This window comes from Micromonospora sp. WMMD735, from assembly GCF_049178995.1.
Taxonomy (GTDB): domain Bacteria; phylum Actinomycetota; class Actinomycetes; order Mycobacteriales; family Micromonosporaceae; genus Micromonospora; species Micromonospora wenchangensis.
Window position 1 is genome coordinate 61528 of record NZ_JBMHMJ010000001.1, and the last position, 19917, is coordinate 81444.

Annotated in this window: 17 protein-coding genes; 9 read left to right on the plus strand and 8 right to left on the minus strand. The window is 71.8% G+C overall.

Annotation, left to right across the window (positions count from 1 at the left end; translation table 11 throughout):
* Genes ACN268_RS00300 through ACN268_RS00320 form a run of 5 tightly spaced genes read right to left on the minus strand, consistent with a single transcriptional unit; the run spans position 1 to position 4227 of the window.
* Positions 1–1467 (minus strand): SCO6880 family protein, encoded by a 1467-nt coding sequence (locus tag ACN268_RS00300; protein ID WP_421481183.1) that lies wholly within the window; start codon positions 1465–1467, stop codon positions 1–3.
* Complete coding sequence (locus tag ACN268_RS00305; protein ID WP_421481184.1) at positions 1464–2696, minus strand: hypothetical protein; 1233 nt, start codon at positions 2694–2696, stop codon at positions 1464–1466. The genes ACN268_RS00300 and ACN268_RS00305 overlap by 4 nt, the downstream gene beginning before the upstream one ends.
* Before the next feature lie 47 nt (positions 2697–2743).
* Positions 2744–3481, minus strand: coding sequence for a hypothetical protein (locus tag ACN268_RS00310; protein WP_421481185.1), 738 nt, complete (start codon positions 3479–3481; stop codon positions 2744–2746).
* 9 nt (positions 3482–3490) lie between these two features.
* The gene (locus ACN268_RS00315) at positions 3491–3814 is read right to left on the minus strand and encodes a hypothetical protein (protein ID WP_421481186.1); all 324 of its coding nucleotides are present in this window, start codon (positions 3812–3814) and stop codon (positions 3491–3493) included.
* Positions 3811–4227 (minus strand): hypothetical protein, encoded by a 417-nt coding sequence (locus tag ACN268_RS00320; protein WP_421481187.1) that lies wholly within the window; start codon positions 4225–4227, stop codon positions 3811–3813. The genes ACN268_RS00315 and ACN268_RS00320 overlap by 4 nt, the downstream gene beginning before the upstream one ends.
* A 346-nt stretch (positions 4228–4573) precedes the next feature.
* On the opposite strand from ACN268_RS00320, the gene ACN268_RS00325 reads away from it, so the two are divergent.
* Positions 4574–5074 (plus strand): hypothetical protein, encoded by a 501-nt coding sequence (locus tag ACN268_RS00325; RefSeq protein WP_421481188.1) that lies wholly within the window; start codon positions 4574–4576, stop codon positions 5072–5074.
* On the plus strand, positions 5071–6207 hold the full coding sequence (locus tag ACN268_RS00330; protein WP_421481189.1) for a M23 family metallopeptidase: 1137 nt from the start codon (positions 5071–5073) through the stop codon (positions 6205–6207). Before ACN268_RS00325 ends, ACN268_RS00330 begins: the two co-directional genes overlap by 4 nt.
* Positions 6208–6275: 68 nt before the next feature.
* On the opposite strand, the gene ACN268_RS00335 is transcribed toward ACN268_RS00330, so the two are convergent.
* The gene (locus ACN268_RS00335) at positions 6276–6602 is read right to left on the minus strand and encodes a hypothetical protein (protein ID WP_421481190.1); all 327 of its coding nucleotides are present in this window, start codon (positions 6600–6602) and stop codon (positions 6276–6278) included.
* A 412-nt stretch (positions 6603–7014) separates the two neighbouring features.
* On the opposite strand from ACN268_RS00335, the gene ACN268_RS00340 reads away from it, so the two are divergent.
* Genes ACN268_RS00340 through ACN268_RS00350 form a run of 3 tightly spaced genes read left to right on the plus strand, consistent with a single transcriptional unit; the run spans position 7015 to position 10029 of the window.
* Positions 7015–7455, plus strand: coding sequence for a plasmid mobilization protein (locus tag ACN268_RS00340; RefSeq protein WP_421481191.1), 441 nt, complete (start codon positions 7015–7017; stop codon positions 7453–7455).
* The gene (locus tag ACN268_RS00345) at positions 7455–8957 is read left to right on the plus strand and encodes a relaxase/mobilization nuclease domain-containing protein (protein WP_421481192.1); all 1503 of its coding nucleotides are present in this window, start codon (positions 7455–7457) and stop codon (positions 8955–8957) included. The genes ACN268_RS00340 and ACN268_RS00345 overlap by 1 nt, the downstream gene beginning before the upstream one ends.
* A gap of 13 nt (positions 8958–8970) precedes the next feature.
* A complete protein-coding gene (locus tag ACN268_RS00350) occupies positions 8971–10029 on the plus strand; it encodes a hypothetical protein (RefSeq protein WP_421481130.1) in 1059 nt (352 codons plus the stop codon).
* A 24-nt stretch (positions 10030–10053) separates the two neighbouring features.
* Here the strand turns inward: ACN268_RS00350 and ACN268_RS00355 are convergent, their stop codons facing one another.
* Positions 10054–10536, minus strand: coding sequence for a PIN domain-containing protein (locus tag ACN268_RS00355; RefSeq protein WP_421481131.1), 483 nt, complete (start codon positions 10534–10536; stop codon positions 10054–10056).
* A gap of 343 nt (positions 10537–10879) precedes the next feature.
* Here ACN268_RS00355 and ACN268_RS00360 point away from each other — a divergent pair, with 343 nt between their 5' ends.
* The 4 genes from ACN268_RS00360 (at position 10880) to ACN268_RS00375 (ending at position 18772) form a co-directional block, all read left to right on the plus strand.
* Positions 10880–13846 carry a Tn3 family transposase gene (locus ACN268_RS00360; protein WP_421481132.1) on the plus strand — a complete coding sequence of 989 codons (2967 nt, stop codon included), beginning with the start codon at positions 10880–10882 and terminating at the stop codon, positions 13844–13846.
* 71 nt (positions 13847–13917) lie between these two features.
* Positions 13918–14370: a hypothetical protein gene (locus ACN268_RS00365; protein ID WP_421481133.1), complete on the plus strand. Its 453-nt coding sequence runs from the start codon at positions 13918–13920 to the stop codon at positions 14368–14370.
* Positions 14367–17567, plus strand: a complete 3201-nt coding sequence (locus ACN268_RS00370) for a tetratricopeptide repeat protein (protein WP_421481134.1) — start codon at positions 14367–14369, stop codon at positions 17565–17567. The genes ACN268_RS00365 and ACN268_RS00370 overlap by 4 nt, the downstream gene beginning before the upstream one ends.
* Before the next feature lie 113 nt (positions 17568–17680).
* Positions 17681–18772 carry a tyrosine-type recombinase/integrase gene (locus ACN268_RS00375; RefSeq protein WP_421481135.1) on the plus strand — a complete coding sequence of 364 codons (1092 nt, stop codon included), beginning with the start codon at positions 17681–17683 and terminating at the stop codon, positions 18770–18772.
* Positions 18773–19086: 314 nt separating this feature from the next.
* On the opposite strand, the gene ACN268_RS00380 is transcribed toward ACN268_RS00375, so the two are convergent.
* Positions 19087–19917 (minus strand): PIN domain-containing protein (locus ACN268_RS00380; protein WP_421481193.1); only part of this gene is annotated, 831 nt, incomplete at its 5' end.

Below are 19917 nucleotides of genomic sequence, written 5' to 3' on the forward strand. Positions count from 1 at the left end.
CTAGAAGGGGATGGTGGCGTGGGTGGGCAGGACCACTCCGGCGGGCAGGCTGGCGGCGAACCCGGCGGCCTGGCAGCCGTACATCGGGCGTAGCGCCAGGCGGGCTTCACCGGCGCGGGCCCGGATGATGCCGGTGGCCTCATCGAGGTGCTTGTCGTCGGCGACGGTGGCGGTGACCAGCACGGTGAACCGGACGACTCCCGCGCCGGTGGCCTCTTCCTCGGCGGCCTGTTCGGCGGCGGCCAGATCGGTGAGGTCCCGGGCGCTGGCGCGGTGCTTCTTGCTGGCCAGGAACCGGGCGTCGCGTTTGTCGGACTCGACCAGCCGGGCCGCTTCGCCGGGGGAGTACGGCCGGTAGATCATGGTGACGCGCTTGCGCAGCAGTTGCGGGTCCGGCTCGGTGAGCCGGGAGAACAACCGGCTGTACACCACCCCGCGAGGGGCCTCCACCAGGCACCAGGTGCGCGACACCCCGGAGTCGTGGCGGTAGGAGTCCCAGCTCTCCCGGGTGGCCACCGGCCCGGCCTGGGTCCAGTCGGGGGTCAGCCGGGGGTCGCGGGCGAGGTCCAGGGCGGCGGCAGGGTCGTACGCGGCGCGCACCACCCCGGCGAGCCCACGGGCGGACATCGGCGTGATGCCCGCGCCGGTCGCGCCGGTGAGCCCGGCGTGCAGGTGCGGCAGCCGGGCGGCGACCTCGCGGCACACATCCTCGTGCGACATCGACCTGCCAGGCGGTGCCGTGTAGGTCAGAGACACCCGGGTGTCCACAGTCGCCGACCCGGCCGGGTAGGACTGCACGACGTCGTCGAGGACCTGCAACGCCAGCGCTGGCGCGTCCGGTCGGCTGGTGGCGGCCACCTCGGCTGCGAGCCGGGTGCCCGGGTCCGGGGTGGTCTCGACGGTCACCTGGGCCTGCACGAGCTGCGGCTCCCGGGACAGCGCCGACAGCCAGGACGCCAGGTGCCCGACGCGGGCGTCGATGACGCCCTGGTCGACGAGGTCCATGCCCTCGGGGGCGCAGCGCAGGGTGACGGTGTAGTGCCGGCTCTGGGGGACCACCACCACGGCGACGACGCCGGAGCGGCCGGTCTCCACCTCGTACACCTCGGAGCGGGCCAGGACCCCGGGTAGCTGGTGGGCGGCGGCCACCCGGGACGCGGCACCGGAGACGTAGATGTGGTGGCGGCGGGACCGGGCCAGCCACCAGGCGACGCGGGCGGTGATGACCTGGAATCCGGTGCGCCCGTTGATCCGGATCGCCAGCGGCGCGAGGACCAGCAGCCCGGTGGTCGCGGTGACCAGGGAGGCCAGCACGGACACGGGCAGCATCGCGGCGGCGAGGACCATGACCAGGAACGCGGCGATGGTGCCGACCGGGCCGAGCCCGAACAGGCCGGCACCACGGCCCAACCTCCAGTTGCCGTAGGTGCGCTGGTCGCGGGTCTGCTCCCGCACGCCGGTGCTCACGAGCCCTCACCGTCGGTCGCTCCGGATGCGGTGCCGCCGACCTTGCGTACCGCTGCCGGGCCGGCCTTGGCGGCGGCGACGGCCGCGACAGCGGCGATACCGATGGGGCCGGCTGCGGCGGCTGCTCCCGCGCCCGCGCCGGCTGCTCCCGTGCCCGCGCCCGCGCCGGCACTCCCCGCTGCGGTGGAAGCACCGGCCTGGCTCCCCGACGCGCCCGCGCCAGCCGGTCCGGAGGCGGTGGTGGTCGTTGGAGTACCTGATCCGCCTCCGGATGGCCGTGACGTTGGGTAGGGCGGATCGCTGGGGCCTGAACCGTCCGGACGTCCCTGACCGCGACCGCCACCGGAGTGCTTGCCGCCCCCGCCCCCGCCTCCACCGCTCGTGCCGGCGAGCCGCACAGCGCCGGTGGCAATCTGACCGGCTGCGGATCCGGCGGCGATGGCCGCGCCACCACCGCCACCGCTGGACAGCACGGACACGGCCGGAGCGATAAGCCGCATCAGCGCAGGCAACGCCACGATGGCCATGGCGAACATGACCAAGCCGGTCAGGACGTCGGTCAGGCTCTGACCCTGGCCGAGCCAGAACACCGCCGCGTAGATCGTCGCTGCGGCCGGCTTGTAGAGCACCAGGGCCAGCAGCCAGGTGAGGTAGCGGCTGCGCACGGAGCCGCCGACGGCGGCGGCCACGGGAAGGAGCCCAGCCAGCAGCACCAGCCCGGCGTTGCGGGCCAGCAGCAGCAGGAGCTGCACCATCGAGGACAGGAACAGCATCATCGAGATGCCGATCACTACCAGCGCTGGCAGGCCGGTGGTGTTGGCGACGGCCGGGGTGAGAAGGAGCAGCCGCTTGCCGAGGTCACCGTTGGCGGAGGCCGACAAGATCCAGTCCGCGTAGGCGTCGCCGATCTCGGTGAGTATCCGCACGGCTGGCACGCCCGCTCCGGTGATCACGACCAGCAGGACGAGGTTCTTGCCGAGGGTGCCGGCTTCCCTGCCGTCGCGTTCCAGGGCCATCTTGGTCGCGGAGAACAGCACCGACCCGACGGCGATCGCGGCGACCGCCCAGGTGGTGTAGGCCTGAAGGTGCTTGATGACGCCCGACTCTTGCGACACCTCTGGAGTGGGGATGGACAACCACCCGGCGACCAGTGTTTGCAGCATCTTCGCGGCAGCCTGTGACGCCTGATCGGCCAAGTCGTTGAGGAACCAGCCGGCAGTGTTCTGCACGATCTGACTGGGGATGCACGTCGGATCGATGACCGGGGTGCAGGGCACTACTGCGCACCCCACTCGACGACCCCCACGAGGTCGGTGGTCACCCGGTTCACCGACGTCCACGCGCCTGCGGGTGGGGCGACCATATGCCAGTCTCCGTCACGCCAGCGCAGCGTCAGCGACAGGATGTGGTAGCGCGCGGTGCCGGCGGACGGTGCGCGGAAGGCCAGCCCGATCACGGCGGTGTCCGGGCTGTAGGACTGGAAGCTGAAGCCGGCGATCTGGCTGAGTTCCCCGGGCTGCGCCGGGGAGTCACCAGCGTTGCGGAGCGCCGCCAGGAGCCGGTCACGGTCGTCGCCCGGCTCGAACTGCTGCTCGATCGTGGGTTCCCACGACTGGCGGCCGGCCGAGTAGCCGGCGCGGACGCTGAGTTGCGCTGCCGCGATCAGCGCGCCCTCGGGGGTGTGGGCGTAGCCGGCGGCCGTGCCACCGCTGATGCGGGTCGGTCCCGCCGACGCGCTGACGGGCACGGCGTTCTGGCCGACCAGTTCCCATCGCACACCGGACGGTGCGGTGGTCGGCACGGCGGTCGGCAGGGCCTGCGGCGCGGTGCTGCCAGCCGACGGAGGGCTCGCCGAGGGTGCCTCTCCGGTCGTGCCGGTGCCGTCGTCGGTGAGCGTGGACACCGCGATGATGGCCCCGACGACGAGGACGATCAGCGCCAGCACCGCCGAGGCGATGAACCCCGGACGGGTCCAGGGCGGACGGTCGGCGAAGTCCTGGGTTGAGCGCGACATCGGTTCCTCCTAGATCAGCGCGGAGACCACCGCGGACGCGCTGCCGATGAGCATGCAGGCGGCGAACACCCAGCCGAGCTGGGAGATGTTGCTGTCGTCACCGCGGCGGTGCGAGATGGCCATCTTCGCGGCGGTGTAGAGCACCCCGCCGACGCAGGCGGCGGTGGCCAGGTAGGCGACCCACTTGAGGACGGTGAGGATCTTGTCTCCCACCCCGGGTGGGGGTGCACCGCCGCCCGGGTCGGGGACCGGCGCGTTCGTGGGCTCGGGAGCGGCGGCTATCAGGTGGTCGAGGTGGGTTCGCAGGTGGTCGAGATGTTCGATCAGGGTCATCGTGGGCTCTCTTGGGGTGGGTGGATCTTCTGCCGGATCGCGTGCCGTAGTGCCTCGATGTCCGGGGATGCGCCGACGTCGTGAGGGTCGTCGGCGGCGAGCAGGGCGTCGACCCAGCCGACGTTCCACACCGCTGGCGCCCAGCCGCGCAGCAGGTGCAGCCGGTCGGTGACGATGCGCGGAGGGCGGCGCGGGGACGCGGCGACAGCGACCACGCCGAGCACCCCCACCGGACCGGGCATGCCGGAGCGGCGACGCCACTGCTCGATGGCGCCGGTCGCGGCCCACGTGCCGGATGCCGTGGCACGGCAGACCAGCACGACGTGGGCCGGTGGCGTCGCCGGCGTGACGAGCGGCCAGCCACGGCTGCCGAAGTCCAGCCCGATGCCGGTCAGCCGCACGAGCGTGGTCACGCCCGCGCCACCGTGGCAGCCAACCCACCACACCGGCGGCCACGCGGGCAGATTCGGCGGAATCACGGCGAAGGGCAACTCGGGAGCGGGGCCGGGACGGGTACGCGTCCTCGCCACGGCGGTCGTCTTCATCGACAGCCGTGCCCCCGCGCGCAGCTACACCCCGTCACCCGATGCCTCCCCCGCATGTCAAGGTCACCGACGAGTACCCGACAGTAGCACTGCGTTTACGAATGGATCTATGGTTATCCCTCGCTGCAATAGGACGCGAAAGGCAGCACGGGGGAGGCGTCGAATGGCACGGAAAGGCTGTGCATCTGCCTGCATCGATAGGACCCTACCGGGCATGGCGTTGGTGATGCTCGTGATGGCGGGGTGCGCGCCCGGGGCGGGTCGGGAGACGCCTGCGCCGGTGGACAGCAGCCCGGGGTATCCGGCGGCCGTGGCTGGTGGTGGATCGGCTGGGTCGAGCGTGGAGCCGCCGGGCGGTGACGACCACGACCACGACGCGCCGAGCCTGCCCGCGCCAGCGGCGGACCGGGCGGTGCCGGTGGCGGCGACGTTCGCGGCGGCGTGGGCGCGGTCTGACCTGTCGGCGGCGGCGTGGTGGCGGGGTGTGGCGGCGAGCTGTGAGGACAGCTTCGCCCGGTCGCTGCGCACGGTGGACCCGTCCCGGGTGCCGGCCACGCGGGTGACGGGACGGCCGGTGGCCAAGCACGCGCCGCAGGACGGCAAGGCGGTGGTCGAGGTGCCCACGGATGCCGGGACGCTGACGGTCTGGCTCGCTGGCGTGAACGGTCGGTGGCTTGTCGTGGACGCCGACTTCCGCCGGGCGGTCAGCCGGTGAACCGTGCGCCGATCGCCGTTGGTGTGGCGGTGTTGGCGGTCGTCGCGGTGCTGTGCGGTGGCATGGTCGGGCTGCCGCTGATGATGTTCGGGCAAGCCAGTGCAGAAGCGGCGGGGTGCGAGGTGCCGTCGGTGGCCGGCTCGCCGGTGCCGGGGGTCGGGTCGTGGGGGAGCGCGGAGACGACGAACGCCGCCGCGATCGTCGCGGCCGGCCGGCAGCGTCAGGTGCCGGCGCGCGGTTACGTCATCGCGCTGGCGACCGCGATGCAGGAGTCCACGTTGCGCAACCTGGCCAACGCCAACGTGCCCGAGTCGCTGACCCTGCCGCATGAAGGCGTGGGCCGCGATCACGACTCGGTCGGGCTGTTCCAGCAACGGCCCGGCTGGGGCAGCGTGCGGGAGCGGATGACGCCGAGCTACGCGGCCGGGAAGTTCTACGAGGCCCTGGTGCGGGTCGATGGCTGGGAGCGGATGCGGTTGACCGATGCGGCGCAAGCCGTGCAGCGCTCCGGCCTGCCGGAGGCGTACCAGAAGTGGGAGGACGACGCCGAGCAGCTCGCCGCGCAGGTTCTTGGGCTGCCGAGCATCGACGACATCGGCGGCGGGGCACCGACGGCACCGTGCGGGGTCGACGACCTGGGGCCGGTGTTCGTCGGTCCCGGTGGTTGGGTGCAGCCCGTCCGCGCGAAGATCGTCAGCCCGTTCGGTTCGCGGGGTGGTCGGCTGCACGCGGGCGTGGACCTGTCGAAGGCCGGCATTCGCGGTGACGAGATCCGGGCGGCGGCGGCCGGGGTGGTGGAGCAGGTCAAGTGCGACTGGTACACCACGTGCGACCGGGACGGCAGCACCCGTCAGCGTGGCTGTGGGTGGTACGTCGACATCCGGCACCCGGGCGACACCGTCACCCGCTACTGCCACATGATCCGGCGTCCCGAGGTGTCCATCGGTCAACAGGTGACGGCCGGCGCGGTCATCGGGTTCGTCGGCAGCAGCGGTGGCAGCTCGGGACCGCACCTGCACTTCGAGGTGCACCTGAAGGTGCGGCCAGGGCCGTTCCATGCCAACAGCGGCAACGCGGTCGACCCGGTGCCGTACATGCTGCAGCGGGGCGCGCCACTGGGGCCGGCGTCATGACCGGGCTGCGTCCGGCGGTCTCCCTGCTCGCAGGTAGGGAGACCGCCGGAGGGTCGAGGGTTCGGAGGTCAGGGCTGATCCGGGTGGTTGGGCGACGCGACTTGCTCGGCGGGTTCTGGGGCCGTCGACCGTGCCGGCCGGCGGCGACGCGACGGGCCCTGGTCGGGTGCGTCCAGGCCGAGTTTGGTCAGCTCATCGGGCGTCCAGCCGCCGGCCAGTGCTGCGGAGTACCGGGCGTTGTAGTGGTCGTTGGCCTGGCGCAGGGCGTCGGCGAGCTGGTCGCGTTCGTGCCGCGCCGTCGCGGCCTCGCCGACCAGGTTGGCGCGCTCGCGCAGGAGCCGCAGGGCCGCCTTCTCGGTCTCGCTGCGAATGGCTTTGGCACTCTGCTCGACCATGGAGTCCTCCCCAAGATCACGACGGTCGGGTGGGTATGGGCGCTGAGCTTAGCGGTCAAGATCGATCGGCACGGTACCGGTTTTGCGGCCGTACGACCTACCGACGGGGGTGTGATTCCTACCCGTCGAGGCCGTCGACCAGGTCCAAGGGCTGCCCGTCGGTCCCTCGCGCGGCGGCGCGCGTTCTGGACGTTCGGCGGCGTACGGGCGTCGTCATCAGCTCCGGCGACGTGGGGGTTCCGCACGCACCGTCGGGCGCGGTGTATGTCGCCGCGCCCCCACACCGTAGGCACACGGACGATCGCCTTCGGCGGGGAAGCAAGTTGGAGTAAAAGTCTGACTTTTAGTCAGACGGGCCGCGTCGCGGCCGGTCAGGGGACGACGGGTCACCCTCGTCGGGAGGGTGATCGACGTGGTTGATCCTGCGCAGGTCGGCGTGGTCCGGTTCGGTGCGAGCGAGCGCCGACGGCGTGCCCACAACGACGATGATCCGCGCGTGCACCGGGTGACCGTGCGGTTGTCCGAGGCGGAGATGGCGGCGGTCGAGGCGAACGCGGCGGCGGCCCGGATGGCCACCTCGGCGTACCTGGCCGAGGTTGGAACGGCACCACTGGTGCCCGCGCCGGCCGGCGGAGGCGGGGGAGAAGCGGGTCCACTGCTGGTCGAGCTGATGGGCGCGCATCGGCAGGTGCGCGGTGCGGCGCACAACCTCAACCAGGCCGTGGCTCGGCTGCACTCCACCGGTGAGCCGTCCGGGGATCTGGCCGCGGCGGCGGCGTACCTGGCCCGGGTCGCGGCGCGCGTTGACGAGCTGGTGACTGCGATCGCCGCCGCGCAGACGGGCCGCCGCTGATGATCCCGAAGGTCACGTACGGCACCGACGTCACGGGGCTGCTGAAGTACCTGTTCGGTCCGGGGATGGCCGAAGAACACGTCAATCCGCATCTGGTCGCCGGGTACGACGATGTGGCGCTGCTCGCCCCGAAGCAGCGTGACGGCGGTGGTAAATGGTCGCTGGGGGAGTTGGGGGCGCGGTTGAAAGCGCCGCAGATCGCCGCCGGGGAGCGCGGGGTGAAGCAGTACGTGTGGCAGTGCTCGCTGAGTCTGCCGGCCCAGGAAGGGCAGCTCGACGATGCGACCTGGGGCCGCATCGCGGCCCGGTTCGTCGCCGAGATGGGCTTCACCGGGGACGCGGAGCGGGCCGGCTGCCGGTGGGTCGCGGTGCGGCACGGACTGTCGGCCAACGGCAACGACCACGTGCACCTGGTCGTCACCCTCGCCACCGAAGACGGGGCACCGGTGTGGCTGCGGCAGGACAAGCGGCGCAGCCAGCAGGTCGCCGATCTCCTGGAGGACGAGTTCGGACTCGGCAAGTGGACGCCTGGCCGGGCCGGGGCGACGAAGCGCCCGGAGCTGGGCCGGCCGGAGGTCGACCGGGCCCGGCGCAGCGGCCAGGCGCCGGACCGGGAGCTGCTGCGCCGGCAGGTCCGTGCGGCGCTGGCCGGCGCCCGGAGTGAGGCCGAGTGGGTAGCGCGGATGAAGGGCGCGGGGCTGCTGGTCGCCCCGCGGACCTCGGCGAAGGACCCAAACCAGGTGGTCGGGTACGCCGTGGCGCTGCGGCCGAGCGGGTCGGGCACGCCGACCTGGTACGCCGGGCGCAGCCTGGACGGGGACCTCAGCCTGCCCCAGGTCCGCACCCGGTGGCCCGAGGCCGAGCGGCCCCCGATGGGCCAATGGAAGGCAGCGGATTCCACGGAATCGAACCTGCGTGGCGAGGACCGGATGGCGGTGTGGCGATCGTCGGCCGCCGCGCTGGAGGCGATCAGTGGCCGACTGGCCGGGGTGGCGCCCGACTCGCCGCAGTGGTCAGCGGTGGCGCGGGCCAGCGCCGAGCTGCTGGCCCGGGTGGCGGCGGCCTCCGAACCGTCGGGGCAGGGTCCGATGAGCCGGGCCGCCGATGCTCTGGCTCGGGCGGCGGCGCCACCGCGTCGCGCGCCGGTGCCGCCGGCGTCGTCGGTGGCCCGGGAGCTGGGTCGCGTGGCGGACGCGCTGCTGGTGGCCGGACACGCCCGCGACGGCGGTGAGGCGGCCGTCCTGCTTGCCGTCGTCGTTCAGGCGGCCCGCCTGGTCGTGGCGCTGGCCGAGCTGCGCGCCGCGCAGCAGCAGGCCCACGCCGCGGGCGCCGCTGCTGTTGCCGCCGCGCACCTGATGCCCCTGCTCCGGTCGGGCTCCCAGCTCGTCGACCAGGTGCAGGTGCCGAACCAGGGCGGGCCGCCGCAGCGGCCGGTCCACACCGTGCCGGGCCCGGTCCGGCCCCGCGTCGACCCGAACGTCGAGCGGGATTCGCAGCTTTGAGGAGGACGAGCTAGTGGCCGAGAACGAGATGGCCGAGATTCACCAGCGGGCCGCTGCGGCGGTTACCGCCGCGATCCAGGCCGCCGGCCAGCTTGCGCAGGCGGCCATCGAGATCCGCATCGCCCAGCTGCAACGCGCCGCTCGGGCCAGCGAGGAGCAGGCCCGCCGCATCCGTGCCCAGGTACGGGCGGCTCAGCAGGCCGGCGCAACCCTGTGGCGGCCGGCGACCCGGCCGTCCTGGTGGCGGCAGGCGTCGGCCGAGGACATCGCGCGGGCCTGGCGGGCCAGCACCGAGTGGGCGGCCGTCGACCCGCGCGCCCAGGCCGCCCAGCGGGTCATCGTGGTGCGGCTCGCCGAGCGCGGCGTCCATGTCGACCCGCAGACCGGCGCCCGGCCGGGGGACGAGGCGTGGCTGTCCGACCAGCTCGACCGCGCCGCCGTGGACGACGTCGGCCGACCGGCGAACGCCCGATCGGCGGAAACCGGGCATGATGACGCCGGCGAGCGGCGGCGCACCGCCCAGGAGCGCCAGGAGGCGATGGCGGTGCACGTGCGGGAGGTGTGGTCTGCCGACCGGGCGGAGCGGGTCATCGCCTCGGCGGCGTGGCCAGCGCTGGCCTACAAGCTCGACCAACTGGAGCGGGCCGGGCACGATGTGCGCGACCTGCTGCGGCAGGTGCCCGGCTTCGTCGACCGTGCCCACACGCCCGCCGCGTACGCATTCCGGGTGGTCGACGACTACGCCACCGAGCAGGGAGCCGCAACGCCGCAGGCTGACGGCAACGTCCAGGGCGCCGCGGATCGCCCTGCCGTCACCCTGGATGGTGAGTGGCGGGAGACGGGCGGCGGCAGGCAGGAAAGCGGTCGCGGGGACCGACCGGAGACCAGTCAGGCGGGCGCCGGACCCGTCGATCGGGACGTGCACGGGGCGAAGCTCGCGGCCCAGGCATTCCCCCAGTCCACCGCGACCGCTGTCGCCGACGCCACGTCGACGGGCCGGCCGGCTGAGGCACCACCGGCACCACCACGGTCCCCTTCGGCGAGTGTGACCGCCGAGGCGCCGGGCCGGTAGAGAGCAGGCGCGGGCGGTGTCACGCTACTTCCCGTCGTCGGTCCTGGAGTGCTGGAGCTTGTGCACCGTCAGGCCGGCGTTGCGTCCTCGCATGGCCATGCCGGTGTCGTAGGTGAGCAGGCGGACGCGGCGGCCAGCCAGTGTCTGGAGGGTCGCGGCGCGGTCGACGATCTCGTCATCGGTGATCGACAGCCGGGTGTGCCCTGGCGGATCGAAGACGACGTCCAGGCTGATCTCGCCGCGCGGGATGCCACCACTGTCCAGTGGTGAGTAGTCCTGCTCGCGGAGCCGGCCGCCGTCCCGGACGACTTGTTCGATCTTGGCTGTGACCATCCGGGCCCGGCGCCGGGTGTCCTTGTTCTGGTGTTGCTTCTTGCCGTCCAGCTCGTCGACGACGGCCATCGGCACCAGGAGGTGGATCGGTTCTTCGCGCAGCCCGAGGTCCTGCCGAAGGTCGATCTCGTGCAGCTCCTGCGGGTAGTGCAGATAGACGTTGGTGTCGAGCACGACCAGGATGCCGGCGCGGTAGAGCTGGTCGACGCGCTCCTTGAGGCTGCGGATCGCCTGCTCGAAGACGGTGACTCGCTCGGTGAGTTCGGTGGAGATCAGGCCGTTGAGAACCCGATCCCCTCCCGGGCTCCCGAACGGGACGGTAGCCGCGAGGATGGTTTCGTAGCTGCGCAGCCCGAGCAGCTGCTCCAGCTCGGCGGGCCGGATCAGGTTGGGGTGCCGGTAAGGAACGTGTCACCAGCCGCAATCGAGGGTGATCGAGCTGGTCAGCAAGGTGAGCGTGTATGGGTTCGGGCCCGGGGCGCCGAGGTCGAGGTGGGATGCGCCATGATCTGCGGCCATGGCGCGATCGCTGGATCTCGATGAGCTGGTCGAGCATTGGACGCTGCTGGACGACGAGCGGGTCCTGATCGCGGGCAAGCGCGGGCCGACGCGGCTCGGGTTCGCGTTGCTGTTGAAGTTCTACATCTGGGTCGGCCGGTTCCCGCGCGGCCGCGGCGAGTTGCCGAACGAGGCAGTGGAGTTCGTGGCCCGGCAGGTCGGTGTCGAGCCGGCCGAGCTTGGACTTTACGAGTGGTCGGGCCGCACGATCGAGTACCACCGGGCGCAGATCCGCAGCCATCTGGGTTTCCGCGAGTGCACGGTGGCTGACGCGGAGCAGCTGACTCGCTGGCTGGCCACTGCGGTGTGTGAGGCCGAGCGGCGCTCGGAGCTGGTGCGCGACGAGTTGCTGGTGCGCTGCCGAACCGAGCGGATTGAGCCGCCGACGGCTGGGCGGATCGACCGGATCGTGCGTTCGGCGCTGCACCAGGCCGAGCAGGCGCTGACCGCCCGGATCGCGGCCCGGCTGCCCGTCGACGTCGCGGGCCGGCTCCGCTCGCTGGTCGCGGTCGACGTCCCGGACGACGATACCGGCGAGGAGTCGGTGCTGGTGCTGATCAAGTCGGTGCCGGGCAACGTGAGCCTGGAGTCGATGCTCACCGAGATCCGCAAACTGCGCGCGGCCCGGGCGATCGGCCTGCCGGGCGACCTGTTCGCGGACGTCGCCCCGCGGGTGCTGGCCGGCTGGCGGGCCCGGGCGATGGTGGAGTCCCCGTCGCACCTGCGCGATCATCCTGAGCCGCTGACGTTGACGCTGCTCGCGGCGTTGCTGCACAGCCGGCTGCGGGAGATCACCGACGCCTTGGTCGAGCTGTTGATCTCCACGGTGCACCGGATCGGCGCCCGCGCGGACCGGAAGGTCACCGAGGAGTTGGTCAACGCGTTCAAACGGGTGACCGGCAAGGAGAACCTGCTGTTCGCGATCGCCGAGGCATCGCTCGGCCGGCCCGATGACGCCGTACGCGAGGTGGTCTTCCCGGCGGTGTCGGGCGGCGAGCAGACCCTGCGCGAGCTGGTCCACGAGTTCAAGACCAAGGGGCCGGTGTACCGGCGGACCGTGCAGACCACGCTGAAGGCGTCCTACTCCAACCACTACCGGCGGGGCCTGATCGAGCTGCTCGACGTGCTCGAGTTCCGGTCGAACAACGCTACCTACCGGCCGGTCCTCGACGCCTTGGACCTGATCCGCCGGCACGTCGACGCCCGCACCAGCTACTACCCGGCCGGCGAGACCGTGCCCACCCACAAAGGGGTGCTCGGCGACTGGACCACGCTGGTGTTCAAGGACGAGGGCAAGGCCGGGCGGCGGGTGCGGCGCAGCGTGTACGAGATCTGCACCTTCCAGGCGCTGCGCGAGCAGCTGCGGTGCAAGGAGATCTGGGTCGTCGGCGCCGATAAGTGGCGCGACCCCGATCAGGATCTTCCGCACGACTTCGAGGCGCGCCGCGACGCCCACTACGCCGCCCTGCGTAAGCCGCTGGATCCGACGGCGTTCATCGACCAGTTGCGTACGGAGATGCGCGACGAGCTGGCCGCGCTCGACACGAGTCTGCCGAAGCTGGCCTGGTTGCAGATCGCCGACCGGGGCAAGAACGGGCCGATCAAGCTGACCGACTTGGACGCCGCGCCGGAGCCGCAGAACTTGCGCCGGCTCAAGAGCGAGGTCCGTACCCGGTGGGGCACGGTACCGCTGATCGACATGCTCAAGGAGGCGGTCCTCCGTACGGGGTGCCTCGCCGGCGTGACCGGCACCGCTGGCCGCGGGGACCTCGCGGCGGAGGTCCTGGCGGAGCGGCTGCTGCTGGCAATCTATGCGTACGGCACGAACACCGGGATCCGGGCGGTCGCGGGCAACGGGGTGCTCGGGCACGGCGAGGAAGATATCCGCTACGTGCGCCGCCGCTACCTGAGCGCCGAGGTCGCCCGCACGATCGCGACCGAGATCGCGAACGCCACGTTTGCGGCCCGGGCGCAGACCGTCTGGGGCGCGGGCTCTACTGCGGTCGCCTCCGACTCGACGCACTTCGGGGCGTTCGACCAGAACATCTTCACCGAGTGGCACTCCCGCTACGGCGGGCGTGGTGTGCTCATCTACTGGCACGTCGAGCGCAAGAGCATGGCCATCCACTCCCAGCTGATCACCTGCACCGCGTCGGAGGTCGCCGCGATGGTCGAGGGGGCGATGCGGCACGGCACCACGATGGAGGTCGAGGGCAACTACGTCGACTCGCACGGCCAGTCCGAGGTCGGGTTCGGCATCACCCGGCTGCTCGGCTTCGACCTGCTCCCGCGGATCAAGCGGATCAACAAGGTGCGGCTGTACCGGCCGGCCGCTGGCGAACCCGACGCCTACCGCCGGTTGGCGCCGGCGCTGACCAGGCCGATCCGGTGGGACATCATCGCCGAGCAGTACGACCAGATGATCAAGTACGCGACCGCGATCCGGGCCGGTACCGCCTCGACCGAGGCGATCCTGCGCCGGTTCACCCGCGCGAACGCCCAGCATCCCACCTACCAGGCGATGATCGAGGTCGGCCGGGCCCAGCGCACCGTCTTCGTCGCCCGCTACCTGCGCGATCGGGGCCTGCAACGCGAGATCAACGAAGGGCTGAACGTCGTCGAGTCGTGGAACCGCGCCAACAGCGTGATCTTCTACGGCAAGGGCGGTGACATCGCCACCAACCGCCGCGACGAGCAGGAACTGTCCGTGCTGTGCCTGCGCGTGCTGCAGGCCGCCCTCGTCTACGTCAACACGTTGATGGTCCAGGACGTGCTCGCCGACGAAGAGTGGGCTGGCGCGTTGACCGACGCCGACCGGCGCGGCCTCACGCCCTTGTTCTGGACCCACGTCGCCCCGTACGGCGAGGTGAAACTTGACATGAGCAGCCGTTTGACGCTGGCCACCGACCAGCGGGGGCGATCGTGACGGCGGGCGTCCGGCGGTGTGGTGTCCGGACGGTGATCCCACCGCTGGCGGTGACGGTCCACAATGGGGTGATGGCGGAAGGTGATCGGATGCGTGGGTGGGCGGTGGTGATCGCCGTCGGGGTAGTGGTCGCGGCACTGGGGGTGTTCCTGGCTGTCCAGACCCTCGACAGGGCGGACAAGTTCGCCAGCGTGTTCGGGTTGTTCGTCGCGGTGGCTGGTCTGGGCCTGTCCGCGTATGGGGTGTTCGGTGCCCGGCGGGCGGCAGGTGGGCAGTCGGTGGCCGATAGCGTCGTCGGCGGTGGGGTGACCCAGGTCCGTGGGGTCCGCGGCAGCGTGCGTTTCGGCCCGTCGGCACCGGACGTGGGATCGCCGTCCATACCCGCCACGCCGCAGCCGTCGGCTCCTGGGGCGGCGGCCGACGGCGTACCGGCCGGGGATGGGCAGTCGGTGACGCGGTCGTGGACGGCGGGGCCGGTGCGGCAGGTCGATGATGTCGACGGTGACGTGGACATCGACCGGTGAGCCGCCGGTGGTGGCCGCAGCCGGCGGCGGGTCAGATGGTGACCGGCAGTGTGGTCTTCGGGGACATCATCCAGATCTCCCACGTCGACGGGGATGTCACCGTCATCAGCCCGGACCGGCCGCCCTACCGGGTGAGCGCGGCCGACAGCGCCCCGGCGCCGGTGAGTGTGCCCAAGGCCCGGTCGCAGCCGAGCCGCCTGCTGCTGGCCCACCATCAGGTCGTGCCGTTCACCGGCCGCGAGCGGACCCTGGACGCGCTGGCCGAGTGGATACGCGGTGGCGAGCCGGTCGCGGCGCGTCTGGTCCACGGCGCGGGCGGGCAGGGCAAGACCCGCCTCGCGGCCGAGGTCACCGTCCAGTGCGCGGCCGCGGGGTGGGCGGTGTGGAAGGTGACCCATACCCCGACCCCGGTATCCGGTGCCGTGCCGGTGTCCCGGGTCGAGCTGCCTGGCACCGCGGTGCTGGCGGTGGTGGACTACGCCGACCGGTGGCCGGCCTCGGCGCTGCTGGCACTGCTCACCCAGCTACGAGACCTGCACGCGCGAGCCGGCGCCCGGGTGCGGGTGCTGATGCTGGCCCGCTCGGACGGATACTGGTGGCCCGCGGTGGCCAACCGGGCCGAGGGCGACCTCGATATCGACACCGACCAGATGGCGTTGCCGCCGCTGGCCGCCGACAGCGACGACGACCGGTCGACGCTGTTCACCACCGCCGCCGACAGATTCGCCACCGCGATGGAGCTCACACCCCCTGCCGGCGGCTGGCCGGTGCCGCAGCTGACCGCACCCAGCTACGGGCAAGTCCTGGCCGTGCATATGACCGCGCTGGCCGCAGTCGACGCCTACCGCCACCATCAGGCCCCGCCGACCGATCCCGGCGCGGTCTCGGCGTACCTACTGCGCCGTGAACAGGCCCACTGGCAGCACCTACACACTCGTGCCGAAGCGCCCCTGCGCACCCCGCCAGAGATGATGCACCGCACGGTGCTCGCCGCCACCCTGACCGGCAGCCAACCCCGCGCCGCCGCCCGGCACGCCCTGAACTGCGCGGGGTTCACCGACACGACGCAGGCCGCGGACCAGATCATCGACGACCACACCATCTGCTACCCGCCGACCGACACCCGCACCGTGTTCGCACCCCTGCACCCCGACCGGCTCGGCGAAGACCTGATCGCCCTGACCACCCCCGGTCACGACAGCCGACTGGAACGCGACTGGGCACCCGACGCGATCACAGGCATGATCGCGGATGCACCACCGACAGGGTGGGGCGCGACTGCGGTCACCGTGCTGGTCGAGACCGCCCGCCGATGGCCGCACGTGGCCAACAGCGTGCTGTACCCACTCGTGCGCGAGCATCCTGAACAGGTGATCGCCGCAGGCGGAGCCACCGTCACTCGGCTGGCCGGCATTCCTAGTATCGATCCGGCCGTGCTGCAAGCCCTCGAATCTCTGCTTCCTGCCTACCGGCACATCGACTTCGACATTGCCGCCGCCGCGATTACCACCACCCTGACCGCCCACCGGCTGGCCCACACCACCAACCCCGCCGAACAAGCTGATCTGCACGCCAATCACGCCTACCGGCTCGCCAACGCTGGCCGCCGCCAGGAGGCGCTAGCCCCGGCTGAGGAAGCCGTGGCGATCCGGCGCCGGTTGGCGGAGGCCAACCCCGCCGCCTACCTGCCCGACCTCGCCGCAGCGGTGGGCAACCTCGGCGTCAAGCTGTCCGAGGTGGGGCGCCGGGAGGAAGCGCTGGCTCTGACCGAGGAGGCCATGGGTATCTACCGCCGGTTGGCGGAGGCCAACCCCGCCGCCTACCTGCCCGACCTCGCCGCAGCGGTGGGCAACCTGGGCATCGAGCTGTCCGAGGTGGGGCGCCGGGAGGAAGCGCTGGCTCTGACCGAGGAAGCCGTGGCGATCCGGCGCCGGTTGGCGGAGGCCAACCCCGCCGCCTACCTGCCCAACCTCGCCATATCGGTGGGCAACCTCGGCGTCCAGCTGTCCGAGGTGGGCCGCCACCAGGAGGCGCTGGCTCTGACCGGGGAGGCCATGGGCATCTACCGCCGGTTGGCGGAGGCCAACCCCGCCGCCTACCTGCCCGACCTCGCCATGTCGTTGACCAACCTCGGCGTCCAGCTGTCCGAGGTGGGGCGTCGGGAGGAGGCTCTGGCCGCAGCCGAGGAAGCCGTGGCGATCCGGCGCCGGTTGGCGGAGGCCAACGCCGCCGCCTACCTGCCCGACCTCGCCATATCGGTGAACAGCCTCGGCACCCGGCTGTCCGAGGTGGGCCGCCACCAGGAGGCGCTGGCTCTGACCGAGGAGGCCATGGGCATCTACCGCCGGTTGGCGGAGGCCAACCCCGCCGCCTACCTGCCCGACCTCGCCATGTCGTTGACCAACCTCGGCGTCCAGCTGTCCGAGATGGGCCGCCACCAGGAGGCGCTGGCCCTGACCGGGGAGGCCATGGGCATCTACCCCCGGTTGGCGGAGGCCAACCCCGCCGCCTACCTGCCCGACCTCGCCATGTCGTTGACCAACCTCGGCGTCCAGCTGTCCGAGGTGGGGCGTCGGGAGGAGGCTCTGGCCGCAGCCGAGGAAGCCGTGGCGATCCGGCGCCGGTTGGCGGAGGCCAACCCCGCCGCCTACCTGCCCGACCTCGCCATATCGTTGACCAACCTCGGCACCCGGCTGTCCGAGATGGGCCGCCACCAGGAGGCGCTGGCTCTGACCGAGGAGGCCATGGGCATCTACCCCTGGTTGGCGGAGGCCAACCCCGCCGCCTACCTGCCCGACCTCGCCATGTCGTTGACCAACCTCGGCGTCCAGCTGTCCGAGGTGGGGCGTCGGGAGGAGGCTCTGGCCGCAGCCGAGGAAGCCGTGGCGATCCGGCGCCGGTTGGCGGAGGCCAACCCCGCCGCCTACCTGCCCGACCTCGCCATGTCGCTGTGGGCGTACGGGTGGGTGTGCGTGACCGTGAAGGCCAACTACGCCGAGGCTCTAGAGTCGGTCACCGAGGCGATCAGCCTGTACGAGCCACTCGCCGAGCGTCTGCCGGACGTGTTCGCCGGGCCGCTGGTCGCGGCGTACCAGACCTTGGCGAATGTCCTCGACGGGCTCGGCCGTGCGGAGGAGGCCACGGAGCTGCGTCGGCAGCTCGACCAGCTAACCGGTGGCGGGCCTACAGCGGAGTGACCGATCGACTTCAGGGAAGGCCCCTTCTGTGAAGGAAACCGTACGATGAGCCGGTGATCGCACCGGAGCAGCCAGCACCACCGATTCCCAGCCCTCGACCGGATCGGCGCAGATTGCCCTCACGAAAGGTTGCACCGCTGCCCATCGGCGGCCTGACCGTCCCGGACTCGATCGAAGACTGGGCCGGCCGCTACCTCGACGCCGCCGTCCGCGGGGTCCGCTCGGCCGAGGTTGCCGACAAGATCGCCCTACACCTGGCCCGGTTCCGCGACCACTTCCACGCCGCCCACGGCCACGACCGGCTCTCCGCCGTCGTCCATCGCGAAGTGGTCGCCTGGCGTACCCACCTCTCCACCGACCGGGACGCCGGCGGGCTCGGCCTGGCCCCAGCGACGGTCAACACCCACCTCGCCTCGCTATCCGGGTTCACCACCTGGGTGTGCACCCACAACCCGGCCGCCCTCCCGCACGGCAACCCGTGCGCGAAGGTCGGCGACCTGCCACTGCCCCCGCTCGAACCCCGCGCCCTGACACCCGGGCAGATCCGCACCCTGAAGAACGTCCTCGACCGGCTACCCCGCTTCCACCAGCACAAAGGCCGACGCCGCAGCGCGGCCCGCGAACTGCACGCCCACGCCCGGCCCCTGCGCGACCGCGCGATCGTGCACACCCTGCTCGGCACCGGTCTGCGCCGCGAGGAACTGGTCAACCTCGACCTGGAGCAGATCACCCCGAACACCCCAGAGGCGCTGCGCGCGGCGAAGAAGGCGAAGATCAGCGGCGTTCGCGGCAAGGGCGGTACCAGCCGCACCGTGTTCCTCGGCGCCGACGGCCGCATCGCCTTGGCCGACTACTTCGAACATGAACGCCCAGCCGACATCAGCCCGACGTCGACCGCGTTGTTCCTGTCCGCCGCCTCGATCGGCTCCCGCCGCCCCGACGGCCGGCTCTCCCCGCGCTCGATCAACCTAATCTGCGAACAGATCGGCCGCTGGCACGACGCCGAGCACACCGACCCGGCCCGGCACATCAGCCCGCTTCGACCCCACGATCTGCGGCACTCGTTCGCCTTCGCCCTCGCTGAGGCCACCGGCAGCGACGCCTACGAGCTCGAGCGCCGGCTCGGTCACCAGTCCCAGCGCTATATCCACCGCTACACCAACCCGCCCGAGGACATCGCCGCCGGCTACGTCGAGCAGATGTGAACACCGTCGTTTGCGGCTGGTGACACGCTTCTTACCGGCACCCCGAGTGGCGGGAGACGGGCGGCGGCAGGGAGAAAAGCGGTCCCGGGGACCGACCGGAGACCGGTCATGCGGGCGCCGCACCCGTCGATCGGGACGTGCACGGGGCGAAGCTCGCGGCCCAGGCATTCCCCCAGTCGACCGCGACCGCTGTCGCCGACGCCACGTCTGCGGGCCGGCCGGCTGAGGCGCCACCGGCACCACCGCGGTCCCCCTCGGCGGGTGTGACCGCCGAGGCGCCGGGCCGGTAGAGGGCTGGCGGGCGTCGTGCCCAGCTACCTCGCGTCGTCGGTCCTGAAGTGCTGGAGCTTGTGCACCGTCAGGCCGGCGTTGCGTCCTCGCATGGCCATGCCGGTGTCGTAGGTGAGCAGGCGGACGCGGCGGCCAGCCAGGGTCTGGAGGGTCGCGGCGCGGTCGACGATCTCGTCATCGGTGATCGACAGCCGGGTGTGCCCTGGCGGATCGAAGACGACGTCTAGGGTGATCTCGCCGCGCGGGATGCCACCGCTGTTCAGTGGTGAGTAGTCCTGCTCGCGGAGCCGGCCGCCGTCCCGGACCACTTGTTCGATCTTGGCTGTGACCATCCGGGCCCGGCGCCGGGTGTCCTTGTTCTGGTGTTGCTTCTTGCCGTCCAGCTCGTCGACGACGGCCATCGGCACCAGGATGTGGATCGGTTCTTCGCGCAGCCCGAGGTCCTGCCGAAGGTCGATCTCGTGCAGCTCCTGCGGGTAGTGCAGATAGACGTTGGTGTCGAGCACGACCAGGATGCCGGCGCGGTAGAGCTGGTCGACGCGCTCCTTGAGGTTACGGATCGCCTGCTCGAAGACGGTGACTCGCTCGGTGAGTTCGGTGGAGATCAGGCCGTTGAGGACCCGCTCGCCTCCCGGGCTCCCGAACGGGACGGTGGCCGCGAGGATGGTCTCGTAGCTGCGCAGCCCGAGCAGCTGCTCCAGCTCGGCGGGCCGGATGAGGTTGTAGAGCCGTCGACGTGCCTCATGCACCCACTCGATGTACGCGAAGGCCCGCTCGATGGCCACTGTCCCGCCGCCGCCTCCGTTGACGTTGTGCAGCCTGTTGAGCAGGTGGTCGAGGGCCGAGTCGAGCAA

What these genes read in the sequence shown, in the direction of transcription:
- ACN268_RS00335 (WP_421481190.1), bottom strand. Translation starts at nt 6,602, where the DNA reads ATGGTCGAGCAGAGTGCCAAAGCCATTCGCAGCGAGACCGAGAAGGCG.
- ACN268_RS00365 (WP_421481133.1), top strand. Translation starts at nt 13,918, where the DNA reads ATGGCGGAAGGTGATCGGATGCGTGGGTGGGCGGTGGTGATCGCCGTC.
- ACN268_RS00345 (WP_421481192.1), top strand. Translation starts at nt 7,455, where the DNA reads ATGATCCCGAAGGTCACGTACGGCACCGACGTCACGGGGCTGCTGAAG.
- ACN268_RS00325 (WP_421481188.1), top strand. Translation starts at nt 4,574, where the DNA reads ATGGCGTTGGTGATGCTCGTGATGGCGGGGTGCGCGCCCGGGGCGGGT.
- ACN268_RS00315 (WP_421481186.1), bottom strand. Translation starts at nt 3,814, where the DNA reads ATGACCCTGATCGAACATCTCGACCACCTGCGAACCCACCTCGACCAC.
- ACN268_RS00360 (WP_421481132.1), top strand. Translation starts at nt 10,880, where the DNA reads ATGGCGCGATCGCTGGATCTCGATGAGCTGGTCGAGCATTGGACGCTG.
- ACN268_RS00310 (WP_421481185.1), bottom strand. Translation starts at nt 3,481, where the DNA reads ATGTCGCGCTCAACCCAGGACTTCGCCGACCGTCCGCCCTGGACCCGT.